The 19311-nt window shown below is 73.3% G+C and carries 13 protein-coding genes and 1 pseudogene; 8 read left to right on the forward strand and 6 right to left on the reverse strand.

Features of this window, described 5'->3' with window-relative positions; genetic code table 11:
• The first annotated feature begins 31 nt into the window (after positions 1 to 31).
• Together AB3388_RS15525 and nhaA are read left to right on the forward strand one after the other, a co-directional pair.
• The gene (locus AB3388_RS15525) at positions 32 to 1435 is read left to right on the forward strand and encodes a cation:dicarboxylate symporter family transporter (RefSeq protein ID WP_495406186.1); all 1404 of its coding nucleotides are present in this window, start codon (positions 32 to 34) and stop codon (positions 1433 to 1435) included.
• A 33-nt stretch (positions 1436 to 1468) separates the two neighbouring features.
• Positions 1469 to 2863, forward strand: a complete 1395-nt coding sequence (nhaA, locus tag AB3388_RS15530) for a Na+/H+ antiporter NhaA (RefSeq protein ID WP_495406187.1) — start codon at positions 1469 to 1471, stop codon at positions 2861 to 2863.
• On the opposite strand, the gene AB3388_RS15535 is transcribed toward nhaA, so the two are convergent.
• Genes AB3388_RS15535 through AB3388_RS15545 form a run of 3 tightly spaced genes read right to left on the reverse strand, consistent with a single transcriptional unit; the run spans position 2864 to position 5292 of the window.
• Positions 2864 to 3358: a DsbA family protein gene (locus AB3388_RS15535; protein ID WP_495406188.1), complete on the reverse strand. Its 495-nt coding sequence runs from the start codon at positions 3356 to 3358 to the stop codon at positions 2864 to 2866.
• Positions 3355 to 3879, reverse strand: coding sequence for a gamma carbonic anhydrase family protein (locus AB3388_RS15540; protein ID WP_495406189.1), 525 nt, complete (start codon positions 3877 to 3879; stop codon positions 3355 to 3357). The genes AB3388_RS15535 and AB3388_RS15540 overlap by 4 nt, the downstream gene beginning before the upstream one ends.
• A gap of 36 nt (positions 3880 to 3915) precedes the next feature.
• Positions 3916 to 5292 (reverse strand): FAD-dependent oxidoreductase, encoded by a 1377-nt coding sequence (locus AB3388_RS15545; RefSeq protein ID WP_495406190.1) that lies wholly within the window; start codon positions 5290 to 5292, stop codon positions 3916 to 3918.
• 398 nt (positions 5293 to 5690) lie between these two features.
• On the opposite strand from AB3388_RS15545, the gene AB3388_RS15550 reads away from it, so the two are divergent.
• From AB3388_RS15550 to AB3388_RS15560, 3 genes are read left to right on the forward strand one after another with little or no spacing between them, the layout of a single operon-like run.
• A complete protein-coding gene (locus AB3388_RS15550) occupies positions 5691 to 7358 on the forward strand; it encodes an NAD(P)/FAD-dependent oxidoreductase (RefSeq protein ID WP_495406191.1) in 1668 nt (555 codons plus the stop codon).
• On the forward strand, positions 7355 to 8788 hold the full coding sequence (locus AB3388_RS15555) for an ATP-binding protein (protein ID WP_495406192.1): 1434 nt from the start codon (positions 7355 to 7357) through the stop codon (positions 8786 to 8788). The genes AB3388_RS15550 and AB3388_RS15555 overlap by 4 nt, the downstream gene beginning before the upstream one ends.
• Before the next feature lie 47 nt (positions 8789 to 8835).
• Positions 8836 to 9444: a dihydrofolate reductase family protein gene (locus AB3388_RS15560; protein ID WP_495406193.1), complete on the forward strand. Its 609-nt coding sequence runs from the start codon at positions 8836 to 8838 to the stop codon at positions 9442 to 9444.
• Here AB3388_RS15560 and AB3388_RS15565 read toward each other — a convergent pair.
• The gene (locus AB3388_RS15565; protein ID WP_495406194.1) at positions 9380 to 9727 is read right to left on the reverse strand and encodes a UBP-type zinc finger domain-containing protein; all 348 of its coding nucleotides are present in this window, start codon (positions 9725 to 9727) and stop codon (positions 9380 to 9382) included. The genes AB3388_RS15560 and AB3388_RS15565 overlap by 65 nt on opposite strands.
• Positions 9728 to 9739: 12 nt before the next feature.
• Positions 9740 to 10105, reverse strand: a complete 366-nt coding sequence (locus AB3388_RS15570; protein ID WP_495406195.1) for a TFIIB-type zinc ribbon-containing protein — start codon at positions 10103 to 10105, stop codon at positions 9740 to 9742.
• Between the two features lie 495 nt (positions 10106 to 10600).
• On the opposite strand from AB3388_RS15570, the gene AB3388_RS15575 reads away from it, so the two are divergent.
• The 3 genes and pseudogenes from AB3388_RS15575 (at position 10601) to lipP1 (ending at position 14620) form a co-directional block, all read left to right on the forward strand.
• A complete protein-coding gene (locus AB3388_RS15575; protein ID WP_495406196.1) occupies positions 10601 to 12331 on the forward strand; it encodes a hypothetical protein in 1731 nt (576 codons plus the stop codon).
• Positions 12332 to 12492: 161 nt separating this feature from the next.
• Positions 12493 to 13622: pseudogene (locus AB3388_RS15580) on the forward strand (winged helix DNA-binding domain-containing protein).
• 62 nt (positions 13623 to 13684) lie between these two features.
• The gene (gene lipP1, locus AB3388_RS15585) at positions 13685 to 14620 is read left to right on the forward strand and encodes a LipP1 family hormone-sensitive lipase (protein WP_495406197.1); all 936 of its coding nucleotides are present in this window, start codon (positions 13685 to 13687) and stop codon (positions 14618 to 14620) included.
• Positions 14621 to 14626: 6 nt separating this feature from the next.
• On the opposite strand, the gene AB3388_RS15590 is transcribed toward lipP1, so the two are convergent.
• A complete protein-coding gene (locus tag AB3388_RS15590) occupies positions 14627 to 19288 on the reverse strand; it encodes a cation-translocating P-type ATPase (protein WP_495406198.1) in 4662 nt (1553 codons plus the stop codon).
• Positions 19289 to 19311: the final 23 nt, after the last annotated feature.

Genomic DNA, 19311 nt, shown 5'->3' on the forward strand with positions numbered 1-19311 from the left:
GGGTCACCCGGGCGCCGCGCAGCGTTGGCCCATGGCCGCGCACCCCGCATCGACGGACGCCCCGGCAACGAAGCGCCGGGACCGCACGCACTGGCTCTACATCGCCGTCATCGTCGCCGTCGTCCTGGGCATCGTGGTCGGGTTCGTCTTCCCCGACTTCGCGGTGAGCCTGAAGTGGCTGGGGACGGCGTTCGTCGGGCTGATCAAGATGCTCATCGCGCCGGTCATCTTCTGCACGATCGTGCTCGGGATCGGGGCGATCCGGCAGGCGGCCGCGGTCGGCCGGATCGGCGGGCTGGCGCTGGGCTACTTCCTGCTGATGTCGACCGTGGCGCTGGCCATCGGGCTGGTCGTCGGCAACATCCTGCACCCCGGATCGGGCCTGGAGCTCTCCGACGAGCTGCGCGGCCAGGGCAGCGCGCTCGCCGACGAGGCCGAGGGCGGGGGCGGGACGACGGACTTCGTCCTCGGCCTGATCCCGAAGACCCTCGTCTCCGCGCTCACCGACGGCTCGGTGCTGCAGGCCCTGATCGTGGCCCTGCTGGTCGGCTTCGCCATCCAGGCGATGGGCCGCTCCGGCGAGCCGATCCTGCGCGCCGTCGGCTACTTCCAGAAGCTGGTCTTCCGCGTCCTGGCCATGATCATGTGGGTGGCCCCGATCGGCGCGTTCGGCGCGATCGCCGCGGTGGTCGGCGAGACCGGGTGGGACGCGCTGAAGAGCCTCGCCGTGATCATGGTCGGGTTCTACGTCACCTGCGCCCTGTTCGTCTTCGTGATCCTCGGGCTGATCCTGCGGTTCGTCAGCCGGGTCAACATCTTCGCGCTGCTCAAGTACCTGGGCCGGGAGTTCCTGCTCATCCTGTCGACGTCCTCGTCGGAGACGGCGCTGCCGCGGCTGATCGCGAAGATGGAGCACGCCGGCGTCAGCCAGCCGGTCGCGGGCATCGTCGTCCCCACCGGGTACTCGTTCAACCTTGACGGCACCGCCATCTACCTGACGATGGCCTCGCTGTTCATCGCCGACGCCCTCGGCGACCCGCTGTCGATCGGCGAGCAGATCGGCCTGCTGCTGTTCATGATCATCGCCTCGAAGGGCGCCGCCGGCGTCACCGGCGCCGGGCTGGCCACCCTCGCCGGCGGGTTGTCCGCGCACCGGCCGGAGCTGCTCGACGGGGTCGGGCTGATCGTCGGCATCGACCGGTTCATGTCCGAGGCGCGGGCGCTGACCAACTTCGCCGGCAACGCCGTCGCCACGGTGCTGGTGGCCACCTGGACCGACCAGCTCGACCGCGACCGGCTCTCCGGGGCGCTGTCCGGCCAGGTGCCGTTCGACGAGGCGACGATGCTCGACGACGAACCGGAGTCCGGGTCCAACGCCGGGCCGGGCCAGCGCGACGCCGAGTCCGCCGAGCGGGACCTCGCCACCAAGCACTGACAACCCGTCCTCCCGGCGCGGGAGGATCGGCGGGTGACGACGGAGCTCCCCGCCCCCTCCCGCCCCGGGCCGGCGCTGCGGATCAGCGTCCCGCGGCCCTACCGGTCGGCGAGCTTCGGCCGGTTCCTCGCCAACGAGGCCGGCAGCGCGGTGCTGCTGCTGGCCGCCGCGGTGATCGCGCTGGTGTGGGCCAACCTGCCCGGCGACAGCTACGAGGCGTTCTGGTCCACGGAGGTCGCCGTCCGCGTGGGCGGCTGGACCGAGGCGTTGGACCTGCGGCACCTCGTCAACGACGGCGCCATGGCGCTGTTCTTCCTCGTGGTGGGCCTGGAGATCAGCCGCGAGGTGACCGTCGGCGAGCTGCGCGACCGGCGGCGGGTGATCGTGCCGGCGCTCGGCGCCATCGGCGGGCTGGCGCTGCCCGCGCTGATCTACGTCGCCTTCGTGCCCTCCGGTCCCGGCGCCGTCGGCTGGGGCATCCCGATGTCGACCGACACCGCGTTCCTCATCGGCGTCCTGGCGCTGTTCGGCCCGCGCTGCCCCGACCAGCTGCGGCTGTTCCTGCTGACGCTGGCGATCGTCGACGACATCGGCGCGATCACCGTGATGGCGCTGTTCTACACGCCGTCGGTGTCGGTGCCCGCGCTGATCGCCAGCGGCGTCCTCGTCCTCGTGCTGCTCGGGCTGCGGTGGGTCAGGGTGTGGCAGCTGGCCCCGTACCTGCTGGTGGGGCTCGCGCTGTGGTGCGCGGTGTTCGCCTCCGGCGTGCACCCGACGCTGGCCGGCGTCCTGGTCGGGCTGATCCTGCCGGCCACCCCGGTCGAGGACGACCAGCGCGAGCGGCTGCGCTTCTACGGGCGGGCGCTGATCGAGCGGGCCGAGGCCTCCCGCGCCCGGCAGGCGACGGCGGCGGCCCGGGCCACCGTCCCGGCCAACGACCGGCTGCAGAACGACCTGCACCCGCTGTCGGCGTTCGTCGTCGTCCCGGTCTTCGGGCTGGCCAACGCCGGTGTCCGCCTGGACGGCGGCGCGCTGTCGGCGGCGCTGGGCTCGGCGGTGACGATCGGCATCGTCGTCGCGCTGCTGCTGGGCAACGCGGTGGGCATCTCGCTGGCCGCGGGGCTGGCGCTGCGGTCGGGCTGGGGGCAGCTGCCCGGGCGGGTGCGGTACGGCCACCTCATCGGCGGCGCCGTCCTGGCCGGGATCGGGTTCACGATCGCGCTGTTCATCACCGACCTCGCCTTCTCCGACGAGGCGCTGCGGCAAGAGGCGAAGATCGGCGTCCTGGCCGGCTCGCTGCTCGCCGCCGTCGTCGGCTCGCTGCTGCTGCGCTACCTGGGCGAGCGGCTGCCGCTGTGCACCCTCGAGGACGACGTCGAGATGCCGGAGCTGCCGGTCGGCCCGTGGCGGGACCCCACGCTGGCCTAGTCAGCTGCCGAGGCCGACGGCGGCGCGCAGGTCCCGCAGCTTGGGCGTGCCGGTGTGCCGCTGGTCGCCGATGAACAGCGTCGGCGTCCCCCGGACCCCGGCCGCGACGCCGGAGCGGTAGTCGGCCTCGACGGCCGGTCGGAACCACTGTGCGGCCGCCCCGACGACGCCGGTGGCGCCGATCCGGGCGCCGTACCCGGCGAGGTCGGCGTCGGTCAGCCGGTCCTGGTGGGCGAAGAGCAGGTCGTGCATCTGCCAGAAGTGATCGCCGGACGCCTCGGCGGCCAGGGCCGCGGTCAGCGCGAAGGCGTGCACGGTGAACAGCGGGAAGTGCCGGAAGACCAGCGCCACCCGGCCGCCCGAGGTGTCGACCAGCTCGCGCAGCACCGGCGCGGCGGCCCGGCAGTACGGGCACTGGAAGTCGCCGTACTCGACCACGCGGACCGGCGCCGCCTGGTCCCCGTAGAGGTGCCGGTCGGGGTCCACCGGGCTCACCCCACCTGCTCGATCCCGGCGGCGTGCCGGCGGGCCAGCTCCTGGTAGATCGACGGGTTGCCGTCCACCCAGAAGGCCGCGCCGGCGGTCAGCGGGCCGCGCACCTTGGCCGGCGCGCCGAGCGCCATGACCTCGGCCGGGATCTCGGCGTTCGGCGGCACCAGGCTGCCCGCGCCGATCAGCGCGCGGGCCCCGATGCGGGCGCCGTCCTGCACGGTCGCGCCGTTGCCGATCAGCGCCTCGGCGCCGATCACCGCCCCGTGGACGACGCACATGTGGCCGACCGTCACGCCCGGGCCGATGTCGGTCTCCGGGTCGTCGCCGCCGTGCAGCACCGAGTTGTCCTGGATGTTGGCGCCGGCGCGGATCCAGATGCGGCCGAAGTCGGCGCGCAGGACGGCGCCGTACCAGACCGACGCGCCGGCCTCGACGACGACGTCGCCGATCAGCGTCGCCGTCGGGGCGATCCAGGCGTCGGGGTGGACCTGGGGCTTGCGCCCCTCGAAGGAGAACAGCGGCATGGTTGCGCAGCCTAGGCACCGCACGGCGCGGCGCCGTCACAGCGCGCGGACGTCGGCCTCCACGGCCTCGAAGGCCTTCCGGGCGGCGATGAGCACCGGGTCCCACACCGGCGAGAAGGGCGGTGCGTAGGAGAGGTCGAGGGAGAGGATCTCGTCGACGGTCATCTCGTTCCAGATGCAGATGGCCAGCGCGTCGATCCGCTTGGCCGCCGCCCGCCGGCCGACGATCTGCGCGCCGAGCAGCCGGCCGCTGCGCCGCTCGGCGATCATCTTGACGCGGATCGGTGTCGCGCCCGGGAAGTAACCCGCCTTCGTCGTGGAGTCGACGACGGCGGTCACGAACGAGTAGCCGGCCGCCTCGGCCTCCGCCGTCGACAGGCCGGTGCGGGCCACCTCGGTGTCGCAGATCTTGGTGATCGCGGTGCCGATCACGCCGGGGAAGGTGGCGTAGCCGCCGCCGATGTTGACGCCGGCGACCCGGCCCTGCTTGTTCGCGTGCGTGCCCAGCGCCACGACGATCCGCTGCCCGGAGAGCCGGTGGCGCGACTCGACGCAGTCGCCGGCCGCCCAGACGCCCCCGACGTCGGTGCGCATCCGGGCGTCGACGGCGATGCCGCCGGAGATGCCGAGCGGGATGCCCGCCTCCTGGGCCAGGCGCACGTTCGGGCGGACGCCGAGGCCGAGGACGACGAGGTCGGCCGGCAGCTCGCGCCCGCTCTCGGTCGCCACCGCCCGCGCCCGCCCGTCGGCACCGGTCTCCACGCCCGCGACGCCGTCCCCGAGGACCAGCTCGACGCCCTCGGCACGGACCGCGTCGGCGATGAACGTCCCGACGTCGGGGTCGAAGGTGCCGACCGGCGTCGGCGCCTTGTCGACGACGGTGACGTCGAGCCCGCGGACCCGGCAGGCCTCGGCGATCTCGAGCCCGATGTAGCCGCCGCCCACCACGACCACGCGGCGCACCCGGCCGGTGTCGAGCTCGGCGCGCAGGGCGACGCCGTCGTCGAGGACCTGGACGCCGTAGACGCCGGGGGCGTCGATGCCCGGCACGGGCGGCCGCATCGGCACGCTGCCGGTCGCGTACACCAGGTCGTCGTAGGGCTCGGTGCCCTCGCTGCCGTCGTCCAGGTCCCGCCAGCGGACGGCGCGGCGGTCGAGGTCGATGCCGACGACCTCCGTGCGCATGCGGACGTCGATGCCGGCCGCCCGGTGCTGCTCCGGCGTGCGGGCGATCAGGGCGGCCTCGTCGGTGACCGCGCCGCTGATCCAGTACGGGATGCCGCACGCCGAGTACGACGTCGCCCGGCCGCGCTCGAACATCACCACGTCGAGGTCGCGCTGCCGCTTCTTCGCCTGGGACGCCGCGCTGCCGCCGGCCGCGTCGCCCCCGATCACCACCAGCCGCCGCGTCACGGCCGCAGGCTAGTACCGCGGCAGGCAACGATTGCCCTCTTCGGATGGTTCTGTCGGTGTGCTGGGGCAGGGTGTGTGGTCGTGCCTCGTCGTCGGGACCTCTCCGCTGCGCCGGTGGTGTACCGCACCCGTCGAGCCGGCCGGTCCCGGCGTGATCCCCGTCGCGGCCTGATCGGCCGGCCACCCGGCCGGCCGATCGACCGCACCGCTCCGGCGGTGTGCAACCGCGGCGGCGGGTCCACCTGGCCCGCCGTGGCCCGCCCCGCAGCCGCACCGGCTGCGGGGAGTCGCTCGCCGGCACCCCGCCGACGAGGATCAAGCCCTGCTCCCTCCGACGAGGGCGAAGGTCGCTTGACACGGCACTAGGAGGGTTCCGGCTCCCCCGCGCGCCGAGCAGGATGGGGAGGGTGGGCAGACCCGTACTGCTGAGCGTGGACGACGACCCCGGTGTCTCGCGGGCCGTCGCCCGGGACCTGCGCCGCCACTACGGGGAGAACTACCGCGTCCTCCGCGCGTCGTCGGCGGCCGAGGCCCTCGACGCGCTGCGCGAGCTCAAGCTCCGCGGCGACACGGTGGCCGTGCTGCTGGCCGACTACCGGATGCCGCAGATGAACGGCATCGAGTTCCTCGAGCAGGCGATGGACGTCTTCCCCCGCGCCCGCCGCGCGCTGCTCACCGCGTACGCCGACACCGACGCCGCGATCCGCGCGATCAACGTCGTGGACGTCGACCAGTACCTGCTCAAGCCGTGGGAACCGGTCGACGAGAAGCTCTACCCGGTCGTCGACGCGATGATCCGGGCCTGGGAGGAGAGCCCGGACGCGCCGGTCGAGGACGTGCGGATCGTCGGCCACCACTGGTCGGCGCCCTCGTACAAGGCGCGCGACTTCCTCGCCCGCAACGCCGTCTCCTACCGCTGGTACAGCGCCGAGGAGCCGGAGGGCCAGCGGCTGCTCGCCGCGGCCGGCGCCACCGCCGACGACGTCCCGGTGGTGCTCACCCCCGACGGGCAGGTGCTGCGCGCCCCCTCGGCGGCCCAGCTGGCCGCCGCGGTCGGGCTCGACGTCGACCCGCGCACCGACTTCTACGACCTGGTGGTCATCGGCGGCGGCCCGGCCGGCCTCGGCGCGGCGGTGTACGGCGCCTCCGAGGGGCTGCGGACCGTGCTGGTGGAGAAGCGGGCCACCGGCGGCCAGGCCGGGCAGAGCAGCCGGATCGAGAACTACCTCGGCTTCCCCGACGGCGTCTCCGGCGCGCAGCTCGCCGACCGCGCCCGCCGGCAGGCCGTCAAGTTCGGCGCCGAGCTGCTCACCGCCCGCGACGTCGTGGGGCTGCAGTCGACCGGCTCGGCGCGGACGGTGCACTTCGGCGACGGCACGAGCATCGCCGCGCACGCCGTCGTCCTCGCCACCGGCGTCATGTACCGCAGCCTCGAGGCGCCGGGCTGCCGGGAGCTGACCGGGCGCGGCGTCTACTACGGCTCGGCGATGACCGAGGCGGCCGACTGCGCCGACCAGGACGTCTTCATCATCGGCGGGGCCAACTCCGCCGGTCAGGCGGCGGTGTTCTTCTCCCGGTACGCCAAGTGCGTCCGCCTGCTGGTCCGAGGGCCCTCGCTCGAGTCCTCGATGTCGCACTACCTGATCGAGCAGCTCGCCGGCATCGACAACATCGAGGTCCACACCGGGACGTCGGTGACGCAGGTGCACGGCGACGAGCACCTGGAGCGGCTGACCCTGCGTGACGCGGCCACCGGCGCCGAGGAGACCCTGCCGGCGGGCCACCTGTTCATCTTCATCGGCGCCGCGCCGCACACCGACTGGCTCGACGGCGTCCTGATCCGCGACGAGCGCGGCTTCATCCCCACCGGCCCAGCTCTGCTCGCCGACGGCCGCCGGCCCGCCGGCTGGACCCTCGACCGCGATCCCTACTTCCTGGAGAGCAGCCTGCCCGGCGTGTTCGTCGCCGGGGACGTGCGGGCCACGTCGGTGAAGCGGGTCGCCTCGGCCGTCGGCGAGGGGGCCATGGCGGTCACCCTCGTGCACCGGTACCTGGAGGAGCGATGAACGAGCACCTGACGCCGGCCGAGCTGCGGGAGCTGTTCCTCTTCGCCGACCTCGACGACGAGCAGCTGGACTGGGTGGCGCGCTCCGGCGACGTCGTCGAGCACCCGGCCGGCACCGAGGTGTGCGCGGAGGGCGCGCCCGCGGAGTGCTTCTACGTGCTGCTCGACGGCACGATGACGATGTCCCGCCTGGTCGCCGGGGACGACGTGGAGACGACCCGGACGTCGGCCCGCGGCGTGTACTCCGGCGCCGTCCAGTTCTACTTCGGCGACCAGATCAGCCAGACCTACCCGGCCTCCGTGCGCGCGGTGACCGACTGCCGCTTCCTCGCGCTGCCGGCCGACGAGTTCGCCGTCGTCTTCCGCCGCTGGTACCCGATGGCGGTCCACCTGCTCCAGGGCCTGTTCATCGGCACCCGCAACACCAACGAGGTGGTCGGCCAGCGGGAGCGGCTGCTGGCGCTGGGCAAGCTCACCGCCGGGCTCACCCACGAGCTGAACAACCCCGCGACCGCCGCCGCCCGCGCCGCCGCCGCGCTGCAGGACCGCTTCGCCGGGATGCGGCACAAGCTGGCACTGCTGGCCGACGGGCGGGTCGACGGCCGGCTGCTGCGCTGCCTCACCGACCTGCAGGAGACCTTCGTCGCCGGCCTGGCCACCGCCCCCGACCTGACCGCGCTGGACCGCGCCGACCGCGAGGACGCCCTCGGCGACTGGCTCGACGAGCGCGAGGTGACCGAGCCGTGGAACCTCGCCGCCGTCTTCGTCCCCGCCGGGCTCGGCCCGGCCGACCTGGAGAAGGTGGCCGACGCGGTCGAGGAGGGCTTCCTCGAGCCGGCGCTGCGCTGGCTGGCCTACACGGTCGAGACCGAGATGCTCATCGCCGAGATCCGGGAGAGCACCGGGCGCATCTCCGGCCTGGTCGAGGCGGCCAAGCAGTATTCGCAGATGGACCGCAGCCCGCACCAGGACGCCGACCTGCACGCCGGCCTCGACGCCACCCTGGTGATGCTGAGCGCCAAGATCCCCTCCGGCGTCACCGTCGTCCGGGAGTACGACCGGAGCCTGCCCCCGGTGCCGGCCTACGTCGCCGAGCTCAACCAGGTCTGGACCAACCTGATCCACAACGCGCTCGACGCCATGGCCGGCCACGGCACCCTCACGCTGCGGACCGCCCGGGACGGCGACTGCGCGCTCGTCGAGGTGGCCGACACCGGCCCCGGCATCCCCGAGGAGCTGCAGCGGCGGATCTTCGAGCCGTTCTTCACCACCAAGCCGGTCGGCCAGGGCACCGGCCTGGGCCTGGACGTCTCGTGGCGGATCGTGGTCAATCGCCACGGCGGCGACCTGCGCGTGGAGTCCCGCCCCGGCGAGACCCGCTTCCAGGTGCTGCTGCCGCTGACCGAACCGGTGGCGATGACTTCGCGGTAGCCGGAGCGTCTCAGCTGCAGACCCGCCGGCCACCCCGGGAGGACGACATGGCCAGGATCGTCTCGAGCTTCTTCATCGCACTCGACGGCGTCGTCGAGGCGCCGAACGAGTGGCACTTCCCCTACTTCGATGACGAGATGGGCCGCGTCGTCGGCGAGGGCATGCAGACGACCCGGGCGATGCTGATGGGCCGGAAGCTCTACGACGAGTGGGCGGCGTACTGGCCGTCCCAGGGGGACGACGTCCCGTTCGCCTCGCACATCAACGGCCTGCCGAAGTACGTCCTCACCCACCGCCCGATCGAGGGCGCGCTCTGGAGCAACACCACGGTCCTGGGCGGCGAGGACGCCGTCCGTCAGGTGCAGGACCTCAAGACCGGGACCGAGGGCGACATCGGGATGTCCGGCAGCGCGACCACCGTGCGCTGGCTGATCGCGAACGACCTGCTCGACGAGCTGAACCTGCTGGTGCACCCGATCGCCGTCGGCAGGGGCCAGCGCCTGTTCGAGGACACGCCCACGGTGCCGCTCGAGCTGCTGGGCAGCCGGACCCTGCCGACCGGCGTCCTGCACCTGCGGTACGCGCCGAAGATCAGTGCAGGTGCCGCTGCCAGTCCAGCGGCACCCGGCCGACCGGACCGGGCGCCGGCTGGGTGATCGGGTGCGCGGCCGGGGGTGCCAGGTCCAGGCCGGAGACGTACTCGTCGCGGCTGTAGTCCCAGAACCAGGTCTCCCCCGGCTCGTAGCTCCGGGCGATCGGATGCCCGCTCCCCCGGGCGTGCGCGCTCGCGTGCTGCGCCGGTGAGGAGTCGCAGCAGCCGACGTGGCCGCACTGCGCGCAGCGGCGCAGGTGCAGCCACCAGCCCTCGACGGCCTCGCACTCCACGCAGCCCGGTCCGCTGGGCGGGACCGACGGGTCGATGCCGGGGTTCTCGGTCACCCGGTCAGCGAATCAGTCGAACAGCTGGTCCAGGAAGGACTTCTTGCGCTTGGGGTGGCCGTAGGGCCGGCCGTACTGGTCGTAGCCGTGCCCGGAGCTGCTCGACTTGTGGCTGCGGGCGGCGCCCAGCACCTCGTTGACGACCGAGCTGAGCCCGCCACCGGCGGCCGCGGGCCCGGACGACGACGAGTAGGACGACGCGGACGACGACCTGCCCGGCCGGTCCTGGTCGTGCCAGGCGTTCTCCGCGTCGATCAGCCGCTCGAGCTCGCCGCGGTCGAGGAAGATCCCGCGGCAGTCCGCGCACTGGTCGACGTGGACGCCGTTGCGCTCGTAGGTGCGCATCGGGCCGTGGCACTTCGGGCAGGTGAGCTCCATGCCCGCGAGAACGGCCGGGCCGCGCGATCCGGTTCCGGCGTCATCCGCGCGGAGACCAGTACTCGGGCACGGATTGCGCCAGCCGGAGACTGCCTGCGTCCGGCCTGCGCCCAGCAGCCAGCGTCCATGGTGGGCCATTGCCCTGCGGTAGGCGGGCGGATGCTTTGGACCGTCCAGTGCCAGCGTCCGCAGCCGAATGCCGGCCTTCTCACGCCGCTATCAGGCTGCTGGATATGAAGACATCGACGACGCTCGGACTGAGAGGCGTTTTAGCACCTACTACCGGGCGCTAAACATCGGCCCTGACCTGCAGTTCTCGTCACGAGGTCACCAGTCGCCTAGGCTTCCCTGACCGGGATTGTGCGAGTCGTCAGTACATCCATCTTGCATGGATCTCGTTACGGCAGATAGGGTCGCAGGCCTATCTGAGGCCGAGAGGCACATGGGGGAATGATGGCCTTCCCGTGCCGCGCCGTCGTGCGCACCGCCCTCCTCGTGGTCTTCACCGCGGGCGCGGTCGCCATCTATACAGGCGCCGCCTCGGCAGAGGAGGCCGACTCAACGTACTCCGTCACGGCCACCTTGCTCGAAGATCCCGCTGCGAGCCTGATGACCGTCGAGGAACGGGAGGATCCTTCGCTGAAATTGCGGTCGGATCACTCTCAACAGCGAGCACTCGCATTCTCACTTGATCCCGAATCGGAATGGACTTCTGACGAAGACCTGACCCCCATCCCGCACGGCCTGACCGAGCAGGGCCTCGACCCAGCCCAATTGGCCGCGATCACGTGGCTTGCCGGTGAGTACTTCAACGTCCCCGATCGAATCCCCACAGAGGAGACCGAGGGCCGCGTCGACTACACGACCGATATCGGAGCAGAAAGAGCAGCGTTTCAACTGGCGATATGGTCGATCAGTGCAAGACTAAATTGGTCGTCGCTTGCAGACGGCGTGGTGACTCGTCGGGCACGGGTATTGGCGGACTTAGCCACCGCGCATGGAACGCCTACCGGGCGTGGCCCGCTTGCCGGAGTTCAGCTCAACCTTGAACGCACTGGGCAATACTTCGCGGGTGAGCGCTTTGTAGCTCACCTTCAACAGGTGGAACCCGCGCGGGAGGATGTCGCAGGCGCATTGCTTCAGTTCACTTCGACTGCTTCAGGCAACCCGCTCAAGGTCGTGCAGACCAATCAGAACGGAAGTGCGACCCTTGACCTGCCAGATGACTCCGCCTACGCCGGAAATGTGCGCGCAGAATGGCGAACCAAGCTACCGCCGGGCACCATCCTGCAAGGAGGATCGGGCGATGTCATTCTTTACCGGGCGCTTCCTGCTGTAATATTTTCTCAAGTGGCGAAGCATCGCGACTCTCTTGGCTTCAAGGAGGCGATCACAACTGTTGCGACGCTCGCTGTTCAGCGCATCCAGTCGATGCCATTGTGGCTCGGAATATTCACCATAGTTATCGCCGGCATGGTTACAGTCGTCGGATTGGGCAGTCTCGTCACGCTTCTCCAAGGAATGCGGCGGGGTTGGGCCGCCTCGATTCTGATCTTCGCGACTGCGCTTCTGGGGCTTGGAAGCTATCTTCTCGCCCGGGGCCAGACTGACGTCTTTCACCCGGAATGGGCGCGCGAGCAGATTGCGACCCAGGGGGACAGTTCTGCCGTGCGGGTCATCGACGTGAATGAATCATCGCTTTATCGGGGCGAGCATCCTGGCTTCTTCTCAGCCTGGTGTGCAGTCGACGACGACAGGACCGGAAGTCCCGTATTTGCGTCATCCTGGCTCTCCGGACGAGGCCTGGGTACTGGAGAGTTTCTCGTGCTGGAACTAGAAGGGCCGACACTCTTGACGCGCATCGATGTTGTTCCAGGATGGTTTGACACCGAGTACAACTACGACAGAACGGCGAAGCCACAACGCCTGTTGATTTTTACCGACTCCGGACAGGTGGTCTCCGCGCCTGTTGATGGCCGTCTGAATTACGACTCCGGCCCGGAGTTTTCCAGGATCGATCTGAGCGACACCCCCCTTCCGGCGTCGAAGCACGTATTCATTCAAGTCGAGCGAATTGAGGGGGATGCCCTAACATATTCGGCGATAGCCAACATCGAGCTTCATGGCATGCGCATGAAGGCTGCGTCCGACGAGTCGGGCTTGATAGACGTGGAGAAACTCAACCCGGGTGTGGAAGAGGCTGCTGCCTGCGCGGCCTCGCGCTAGGGATCGCTTCGACTTGAGCGCTGGGACTGCCTAGGCCCTGCGTAGCCTTGACCGTCGCGGTGCGGACCAGTGCCGTACCGGCACCACCAGTTGGCCGGGCCGCCGCGTCCGAGTCCGCCTCCTGCCCCTCCGCGAACGCGAACCGGCAGGATGACCCAGCGATGACCCTCACCGCCCGGCAGCTCAACCGCGCCCTGCTCGCCCGGCAGCTGCTGCTGCGCCGCGAGCCGATCGGGGCCGCCGAGGCCGTCCGCCGCGTCCTCGGGCTGCAGGCCCAGGAGCCGGCGTCGCCGTATCTGGCGCTGTGGAACCGGGTCGCCGACTTCGACCCCTCCGAGCTGGATGCCGCGTTCGCCGACGCGACGGTCGTCAAGGCGCAGCTGATGCGGATCACGCTGCACGCGGTGCACGCCGAGGACTACCCCGCCTTCCACAACGCGATGTGGCATCCGCTGCGGGCGTCGCGGCTCGGCGATCCGCGGTTCACGTCGTCCGGGCTGACCAAGGACGACGCCGACGCGCTGGTGCCGCGCCTGCTGGAGTTCACCGCCGAGCAGCGCAGCGCCGCCGAGATCGAGGAGTTCCTGGCCGGGCACGTCGACGGCGCGCCGACCCGCGGGGTGTGGTGGGCGCTGCGGACGTTCGCGCCGCTGTGGCACGTCCCGGCCGGCAAGCCGTGGGGTTCGGGACCCGGCCGGTGTACCGCGCGGCGCCGCCGTACGAGGCCGCGCCGGAGGAGCTGATGCCAGCGCTCGTGCGACGCTACCTGTCGGCGTTCGGCCCGGCGTCGGAGGCGGACTTCACCCAGTTCACGATCCTGCCGAGGTCGCGGACGAAGCAGGTCTTCGCCGGGCTGGCCGACGAGCTGGTGCGGCGGACCGGCCCCGACGGCAAGGAGCTGCTCGACGTCCCCGGTGCGCCGCTGCCGGACGGCGACGTCCCGGCACCGGCGCGGCTGCTCGGCATGTGGGACCTCGCCCTGCTCGGCCACGTGGACCGCAGCCGGATCATCCCGCCGGAGTACCGCCCGCTGGTGATGCGCAGCAACGGCGACGTCCTGCCCACCCTGCTGGTCGACGGCTACGTCGCCGGCGTGTGGCGCCCGGTCGACGGCGGCATCGAGGCCACCGCGTTCGCCCCGCTGCCCGAGGCGGCCTGGGACGGGCTCGCGCAGGAGGCGCGCGAACTGACCGCGCTGCTCGCCGGCCGCGATCCCGCCGTCTACCGCCGCTACGCCCGCTGGTGGACGGCGCTGCCGGCCGCCGAGGTCCGGGTGCTGCCCGGCGATTGACACGGTTCCGCGACCGCGCCACGGTCGAGGCCTGTCCGCGAAGTGCGCGAGAGGAGCGCAGCATGACCCTCGACCCGCAGTGCGAAGCCCTCCTGGCCGGCATGGTCGCCGCCGGAGCCCAGCCGTTCGAGGCGCTGACACCCGCCGAGGCGCGCGTCGCCGCCCGGGCGTTCAAGGACCTCGGCGGTGAGCCGGAGGACGTCGCCGCCGTCACCGACACCTACATCCCCGGGCCGACGGCCGACCTGCCCGTGCGGATCTACCGGCCCGAGGGCGAGGGGCCGCTGCCGGCGCTGCTGTACTTCCACGGCAGCGGCTGGGTGGTGCTCAACATCGACATCTGCGACTCCTCCGCCCGCGCGATGGCCAACCGCACCGGCTGCGTGATCGTCTCGGTGAACTACCAGAAGGCGCCGGAGCACAAGTTCCCGATCCCGTTCGACGACTGCTACGCCGCCACCGAGTGGGTCTTCGACAACGCCGAGGAGCTGGGCATCGACCCGCGGCGGATCGGGGTCTCCGGCGACAGCGCCGGCGGCAACCTGGCCGCCGCGGTGGCGCTCAAGGCGCGCGACCACGGCGGGCCGCGCCTGGCCTACCAGCTGCTGATCTACCCGGCGCTGGACTACGGGTGGGACCGGCCGTCGGCGCACGAGAACGCCGAGGGCTACCTGCTCCAGCGCGGCAGCATGGAGTACTTCTGGCAGCACTACGTGCGCAGCGAGACCGACGCCGACAACCCCTACGTGTCGCCGCTACGGGCCCGGGAGTTCGGCGGCCTGCCGCCGGCCTTCATCTTCACCGCGGGCCACGATCCCCTCCGCGACGACGGCAAGGAGTACGCCGACCGGCTGCAGGAGGCCGGCGTGCAGGTCACCTACCGCAACTACGAGGGCATGATCCACGGCTTCTTCTGGATGTCCGGCGTGCTCGACCAGGCCCGCGCCGTCATGGACGAGGTGGGCAAGGAGGCCCGGGCGGTCCTCGGCGGGGCCTGACCGGGATCAGTCGCCGCGGCCGAGGTCGTCGTCGACCGACGTCTCCCCCGAGGTCCGCCCGCCGCCGGCGTGGCGGACGTCGCGCTCCTCGTCGTCCTGCGTCGTGTCGTCGGGGCGGGGCTGCTCGTCGCCTGGCTGGGTCATCGGGGCACCTCCTGCGGAGTCGTTCGCGGTACGTCGTCCGGCGAGCATCGCCGGCACCACCTCGGCGCCGGCGGTGCCCGCCGCGGCCGACGCGAGCACGACCAGCCAGGACAGCGGGTCGAGCGGCGTGCAGCCGAAGAAGCCGGACAGCCCCGGGGTCTGGACGACGACCCCGAGGACGGCGAGCGACCCGGCCGCGGTGACCAGCACCAGCGGGCTGCGCCGGCCCATCCACGCGGTCTGCCCGAGCTGGGTGGCGATCAGCGCGGCCAGGCCCATCGTGCTGGCCCGCCCGCGCAGGCCGGTGAGCCGGCCGACCGTCCACGCGCCGGTCGCCCCGGCCGTGGTCGCCGCGCCGCGCACCAGGACGATGCGGCGCAGCTGCGCGGTGAAGTCGCGGTGCGGACCCGCCTCGAGCACTGCCCTGAGCGGATGCCCGGCGAGCGGCCCCTCGCCGTCCTCCCCGGTGGCGACCCGCGGCGCGGCGACCGCGACGGCCAGCGCCGGGAACATGTCGGTGAGCAGGTTGACCAGCAGCAGCTGGCGGGTGTTCAGGGGCGCGCGGCCGCCGAACGCGGTGCCCAGCACGGTGAACGACACCTCGCCGGCGTTGCCGCCCACCAGCACCGAGACCGCGTCACGCACCCGCGACCACATGGCCCGGCCCTCGGCGATCGCGTCGACCAGCCGGGTGAGGTCGAGGTCGGTGAGCACCAGGTCGGCGGCGGTGCGCGCGGCCGGCGACTCGGCCCCCGACACCCCGACGCCCACATCGGCCAGCCGGATCGCCGCGGCGTCGTTCACGCCGTCGCCGGTCATCGCCAGGGTCGCGCCGGTCCGCCGCAGCGCGCCGACCAGCAGCACCTTCTGCTCCGGGGAGAGCCGGGCGAAGACCGCGGCATCCTGCACCAGCCGGGCGCGCTCGGCGTCGGTGGCCCGCGCCAGCTGCCCGCCGGTGACCACGCGGTCGGCGTCGGGGATGCCCGCCTGCGCGGCGATCGCGGCGGCGGTCTCGGGGTGGTCGCCGGTGGCGACGAGCACCCGGACGCCGGAGGCCCGCAGCTGCTCGATCGCGGCCACCGACGAGTCGCGCAGCGTGTCGGCCAGCGCCACCAGCCCGCGCAGGGTCAGCCCCTCGGCCGCCTCCTGCAGGTCGTCGGGCACGCCGTCCACCGACCGGTCGGCGACCGCGAGCACCCGGAGCCCCTTGCCGGCGAGGCCCTGCACCTCGTCGCGCACCTCGTCGGCGGCGCCGCAGCGGCGCAGCACCACCTCGGGGGCGCCCTTGACCACCAGCCGTCCGTCGCGCAGCGCGGCGGAGAACCCGCGGCCGGCGGCGAACGGCAGGCTCGCCTCCGGCTCGCCGTCGGGCAGCACGCCCCGCTCCCGCGCCGCCTCGAGGACGGCGCGGTCGGTCTCGTGCGCGGCCTCGTCGCCCGACCCCATCCCCCCGGCGGCGAGCCGGAGCAGGCCGTCCTCGTCGAGGTCGCCGTCGGCGCACGGCACCAGGCGGGTGACCGCCAGCCGGTTCTCCGTCAGCGTGCCGGTCTTGTCGAAGCAGACCGTGTCGACCCGGCCGAGCGCCTCCAGCACCCGGGCGCTGCGGACCACCGCGCCGCGCCGGGACAGCCGCTGCGCCGCGGCCTGCTGCGCCACCGTCGCCACCAGCGGCAGTCCCTCCGGGACGGCGGCGACCGCGACCGCCACGCCGTCGCGGACCGCGTCGCGCAGCGGACGGCGCCACAGCACGCCCAGCGCGGTCACCGCGGCGCCGCCGGCAAGCGTCAGCGGCAGCACCTTGCGGGTGAGCTCGCCGAGCCGCGCCTGCACGCCGGCCGGCGGGGCGGCGCCGCCGGCGGCGCGGGCGGCCCGGCCGGCCTGGGTGGCGTCGCCGACCGCGACGACCACAGCGCGCCCCGACCCGGCCACCACCGTCGTGCCGTCGAAGAGCATGCAGGTCCGGTCGCCGACCTCCGCGCCCGGCGTGGCCGCGACCGACTTCGCCACCGCGAGCGACTCGCCGGTCAGGTTCGACTCGTCGACCTCGAGATCGGCGGCCTCCAGCAGCCGGGCGTCGGCGGCCACCACGTCCCCGGCCTCGACCAGCAGCACGTCGCCGACCCGCAGCGCGCTGCCGGGCACCTCCTCAGGGCCGCCGCCGGACTCCCGGCGGGCGCAGACGTCCTGCTCCAGCAGCAGCGACTCCAGCGCGGTCTCCGCCCGCAGCCGCTGCCAGCCGCTGATCAGCGCGTTCCCGACCGTCACGCTGCCCACGAGGATCGCGTCGGTGGCCTCGCCGAGGATCGCGGTCGCGGCCGCCCCCGTGCCCAGCACCGGGGTGAGCGGGTCGGCGAGCTCCGCGGCCACCGTGCGCGCGTAGCGCAGCGGCACCTGCAGCGTCGGGTGCCCGGCCGCCCGCTGGACCGCCGACGGCAGCCGGGACGGCGCGCGCTCGGGCTCGTCGGGCAGGTCGGCCAGCCGGCGCTGCACGTCCTCGGCGTCCAGCGCGTGCCAGGGCGTGTGCACCGTCGCCGGGGGCGCCGGCCGCCGGGCCACCCGGACCGCCGTCCACGTGCCGTCGGCCATCGTGATCATGGTCGCGGACTTGCCGGGGGTGGTCGCCTTGGCCTGCCCGTAACGGGCGCTGCCGACCGCGGCCAGCAGGCCGCCGAGCACGTTGCCGGTCACGCCGCTCTCCACGGCCCGCCGGCTCAGCTTCCGGGCGTCGACGGTGGCCGCGACGAGGGCGCACGCGGTGGCCAGCCCCGGCCCGGTCACCAGGTCCGCGCCCCAGGCCGGCGAGCGGCCGGGGCGGGCCGGCGCCACGGCGACGTCGGCGGCCAGCAGCGCCGGCCCGTCGGAGTCGGAGACCAGCAGCACGCCGCGGCCGTCGTCCTGCAGCCGCCGGACGGTCTTGAGCAGCGGCTCGCCGGCGTCGGCGACCTCGTCGGCGAGGCCGGCGATCTCGCGCGTGCCGACGTGCGCGGAGAGCACCAGGCGGTGCCCGGCCCGGCCCACGGCGGTGAGCAGCGCCTCGGCGTGCGGGTCCAGCTCGGCGGCGACGGTGACCGTCCCGACCCGCCGCCGTCCCTCGTACACGGCCCGCAGCCGCCCGCCGGGCGCGTCCGGCGACTCCCGCGGCGGGCCGAGCCGCAGCGGGCGGCCGTTGCGCGCGACGCGCTCGTCGGAGTCGTCGGCGCCCAGCAGCCGCGCGGCGGCCGACCAGACGGCGGCGTCGTCCCACCCGTCGGCCTCGGCGCTCGCCTCGAGGACGACCGGCGGGCCGGTGCACAGACCGTCGCCGTCGACCACGACGGTGTCGATCCGGTCGAGCCGCCGGTAGGCGGAGCCGTCCATGGGCAGCACGCCGCGCCGGCAGAGCAGCAGGTCGAGGGTCGCCGCGAAGGACTCCCGGCCCTGGGTCGCCGCCTTCGGCGTGAGCGCCTTCATCAGGTCCGCCGAGCGGCCGGGCCGGCGCGTGAGCGGCAGCAGCGCCAGCGCGGCGGCCAGCTCGGTGGGGCCCAGCCGGGAGCGGTAGCGCTCGATCGGGCCCTCGGGCAGGGGGCTCGGGCGCTGGCCCGGCGCCGGCCGCGCGTCGGCCGGCACGTCCTCGGCCTGCTCCGGCTCGGGACCGCACAGCTCGTGCTCGCGGCGGCACCAGACCTGCCGCCGGGCGCGCGTCTCCAGCGCCTCCTGCACGGCCGCGGCCGCGTTGAGCGCCGGCACGGTGGGGCTCTGGGTGAGCGAGTGCAGCACCGCGCTGGTGCCGGTGAAGAGCAGGTCGGTGCCGACCGGGCCGATCCGGTCGGCCAGCCGGGTCTTGATCCACTGCTGGCTGTCGAGCAGCGCCACGGCGAGGGTCGCGTGCCGGGTCAGCGCCGGGATCGGGAGGAACCTGCCCGCGTAGGCCGCGCCCACGCCGACGACGTCGACGGCCGCGTTGAGCAGCGCGGCGAGCACCGGCTCCACGTCGGCCGGGTGGTCCTCGCGCAGCGGGTAGATGCCCCGGGCGCCGCGGGCCTGCTCGACGGCCGTGACCACGTCGACGACGTCCTCGGGGCTGATCCGCCGCTGGTCGACGGCGACCAGTACCCGGCCGGCGACCTCGTTGACCGTCGCCCAGGAGACCCCGTCGAGGCGCTCGAGCGCACGCCGCAGCATGCGGCGGGCCTCCGGCGCCTCCTCCGGGGTGGGCGCGCACAGCTCGACCTGCACGTGCCCGCGGTCGGCCCACACCCGCGGTGAGTGCCGGGTCGTCGGCGGCTCGACCATCCCGCGGGCGGCGTCGACCAGGGAGTGCACGTGCCCGTCGGGCATGGGGTCGGCACCGGTCACGACGGTGCCGACGGTCCGGACGGCGGACGCCGCCACCGACCGCGCCGTGCGCATCCCGGCCCGCGCCGAGTCGCCGACCAGGCCCGCGGTGAGGAACGCGGGGACGGCGGCCACCGTGGCGCCGGTCGTGGCCAGCCGGACCCCCGCCCGCAGCGCGCGGGCGGGATCGATCCGGCGCAGCAGAGCCATCGGCGTCCCTCGAACGGTTGGGA

Source organism: Geodermatophilus sp. SMS 5-13, assembly GCF_059428245.1.

What these genes read in the sequence shown, in the direction of transcription:
- AB3388_RS15525 (WP_495406186.1), top strand. Translation starts at nt 32, where the DNA reads ATGGCCGCGCACCCCGCATCGACGGACGCCCCGGCAACGAAGCGCCGG.
- lipP1 (WP_495406197.1), top strand. Translation starts at nt 13,685, where the DNA reads ATGACCCTCGACCCGCAGTGCGAAGCCCTCCTGGCCGGCATGGTCGCC.
- AB3388_RS15570 (WP_495406195.1), bottom strand. Translation starts at nt 10,105, where the DNA reads ATGGAGCTCACCTGCCCGAAGTGCCACGGCCCGATGCGCACCTACGAG.
- AB3388_RS15560 (WP_495406193.1), top strand. Translation starts at nt 8,836, where the DNA reads ATGGCCAGGATCGTCTCGAGCTTCTTCATCGCACTCGACGGCGTCGTC.
- AB3388_RS15555 (WP_495406192.1), top strand. Translation starts at nt 7,355, where the DNA reads ATGAACGAGCACCTGACGCCGGCCGAGCTGCGGGAGCTGTTCCTCTTC.
- AB3388_RS15540 (WP_495406189.1), bottom strand. Translation starts at nt 3,879, where the DNA reads ATGCCGCTGTTCTCCTTCGAGGGGCGCAAGCCCCAGGTCCACCCCGAC.
- AB3388_RS15590 (WP_495406198.1), bottom strand. Translation starts at nt 19,288, where the DNA reads ATGGCTCTGCTGCGCCGGATCGATCCCGCCCGCGCGCTGCGGGCGGGG.
- AB3388_RS15550 (WP_495406191.1), top strand. Translation starts at nt 5,691, where the DNA reads ATGGGGAGGGTGGGCAGACCCGTACTGCTGAGCGTGGACGACGACCCC.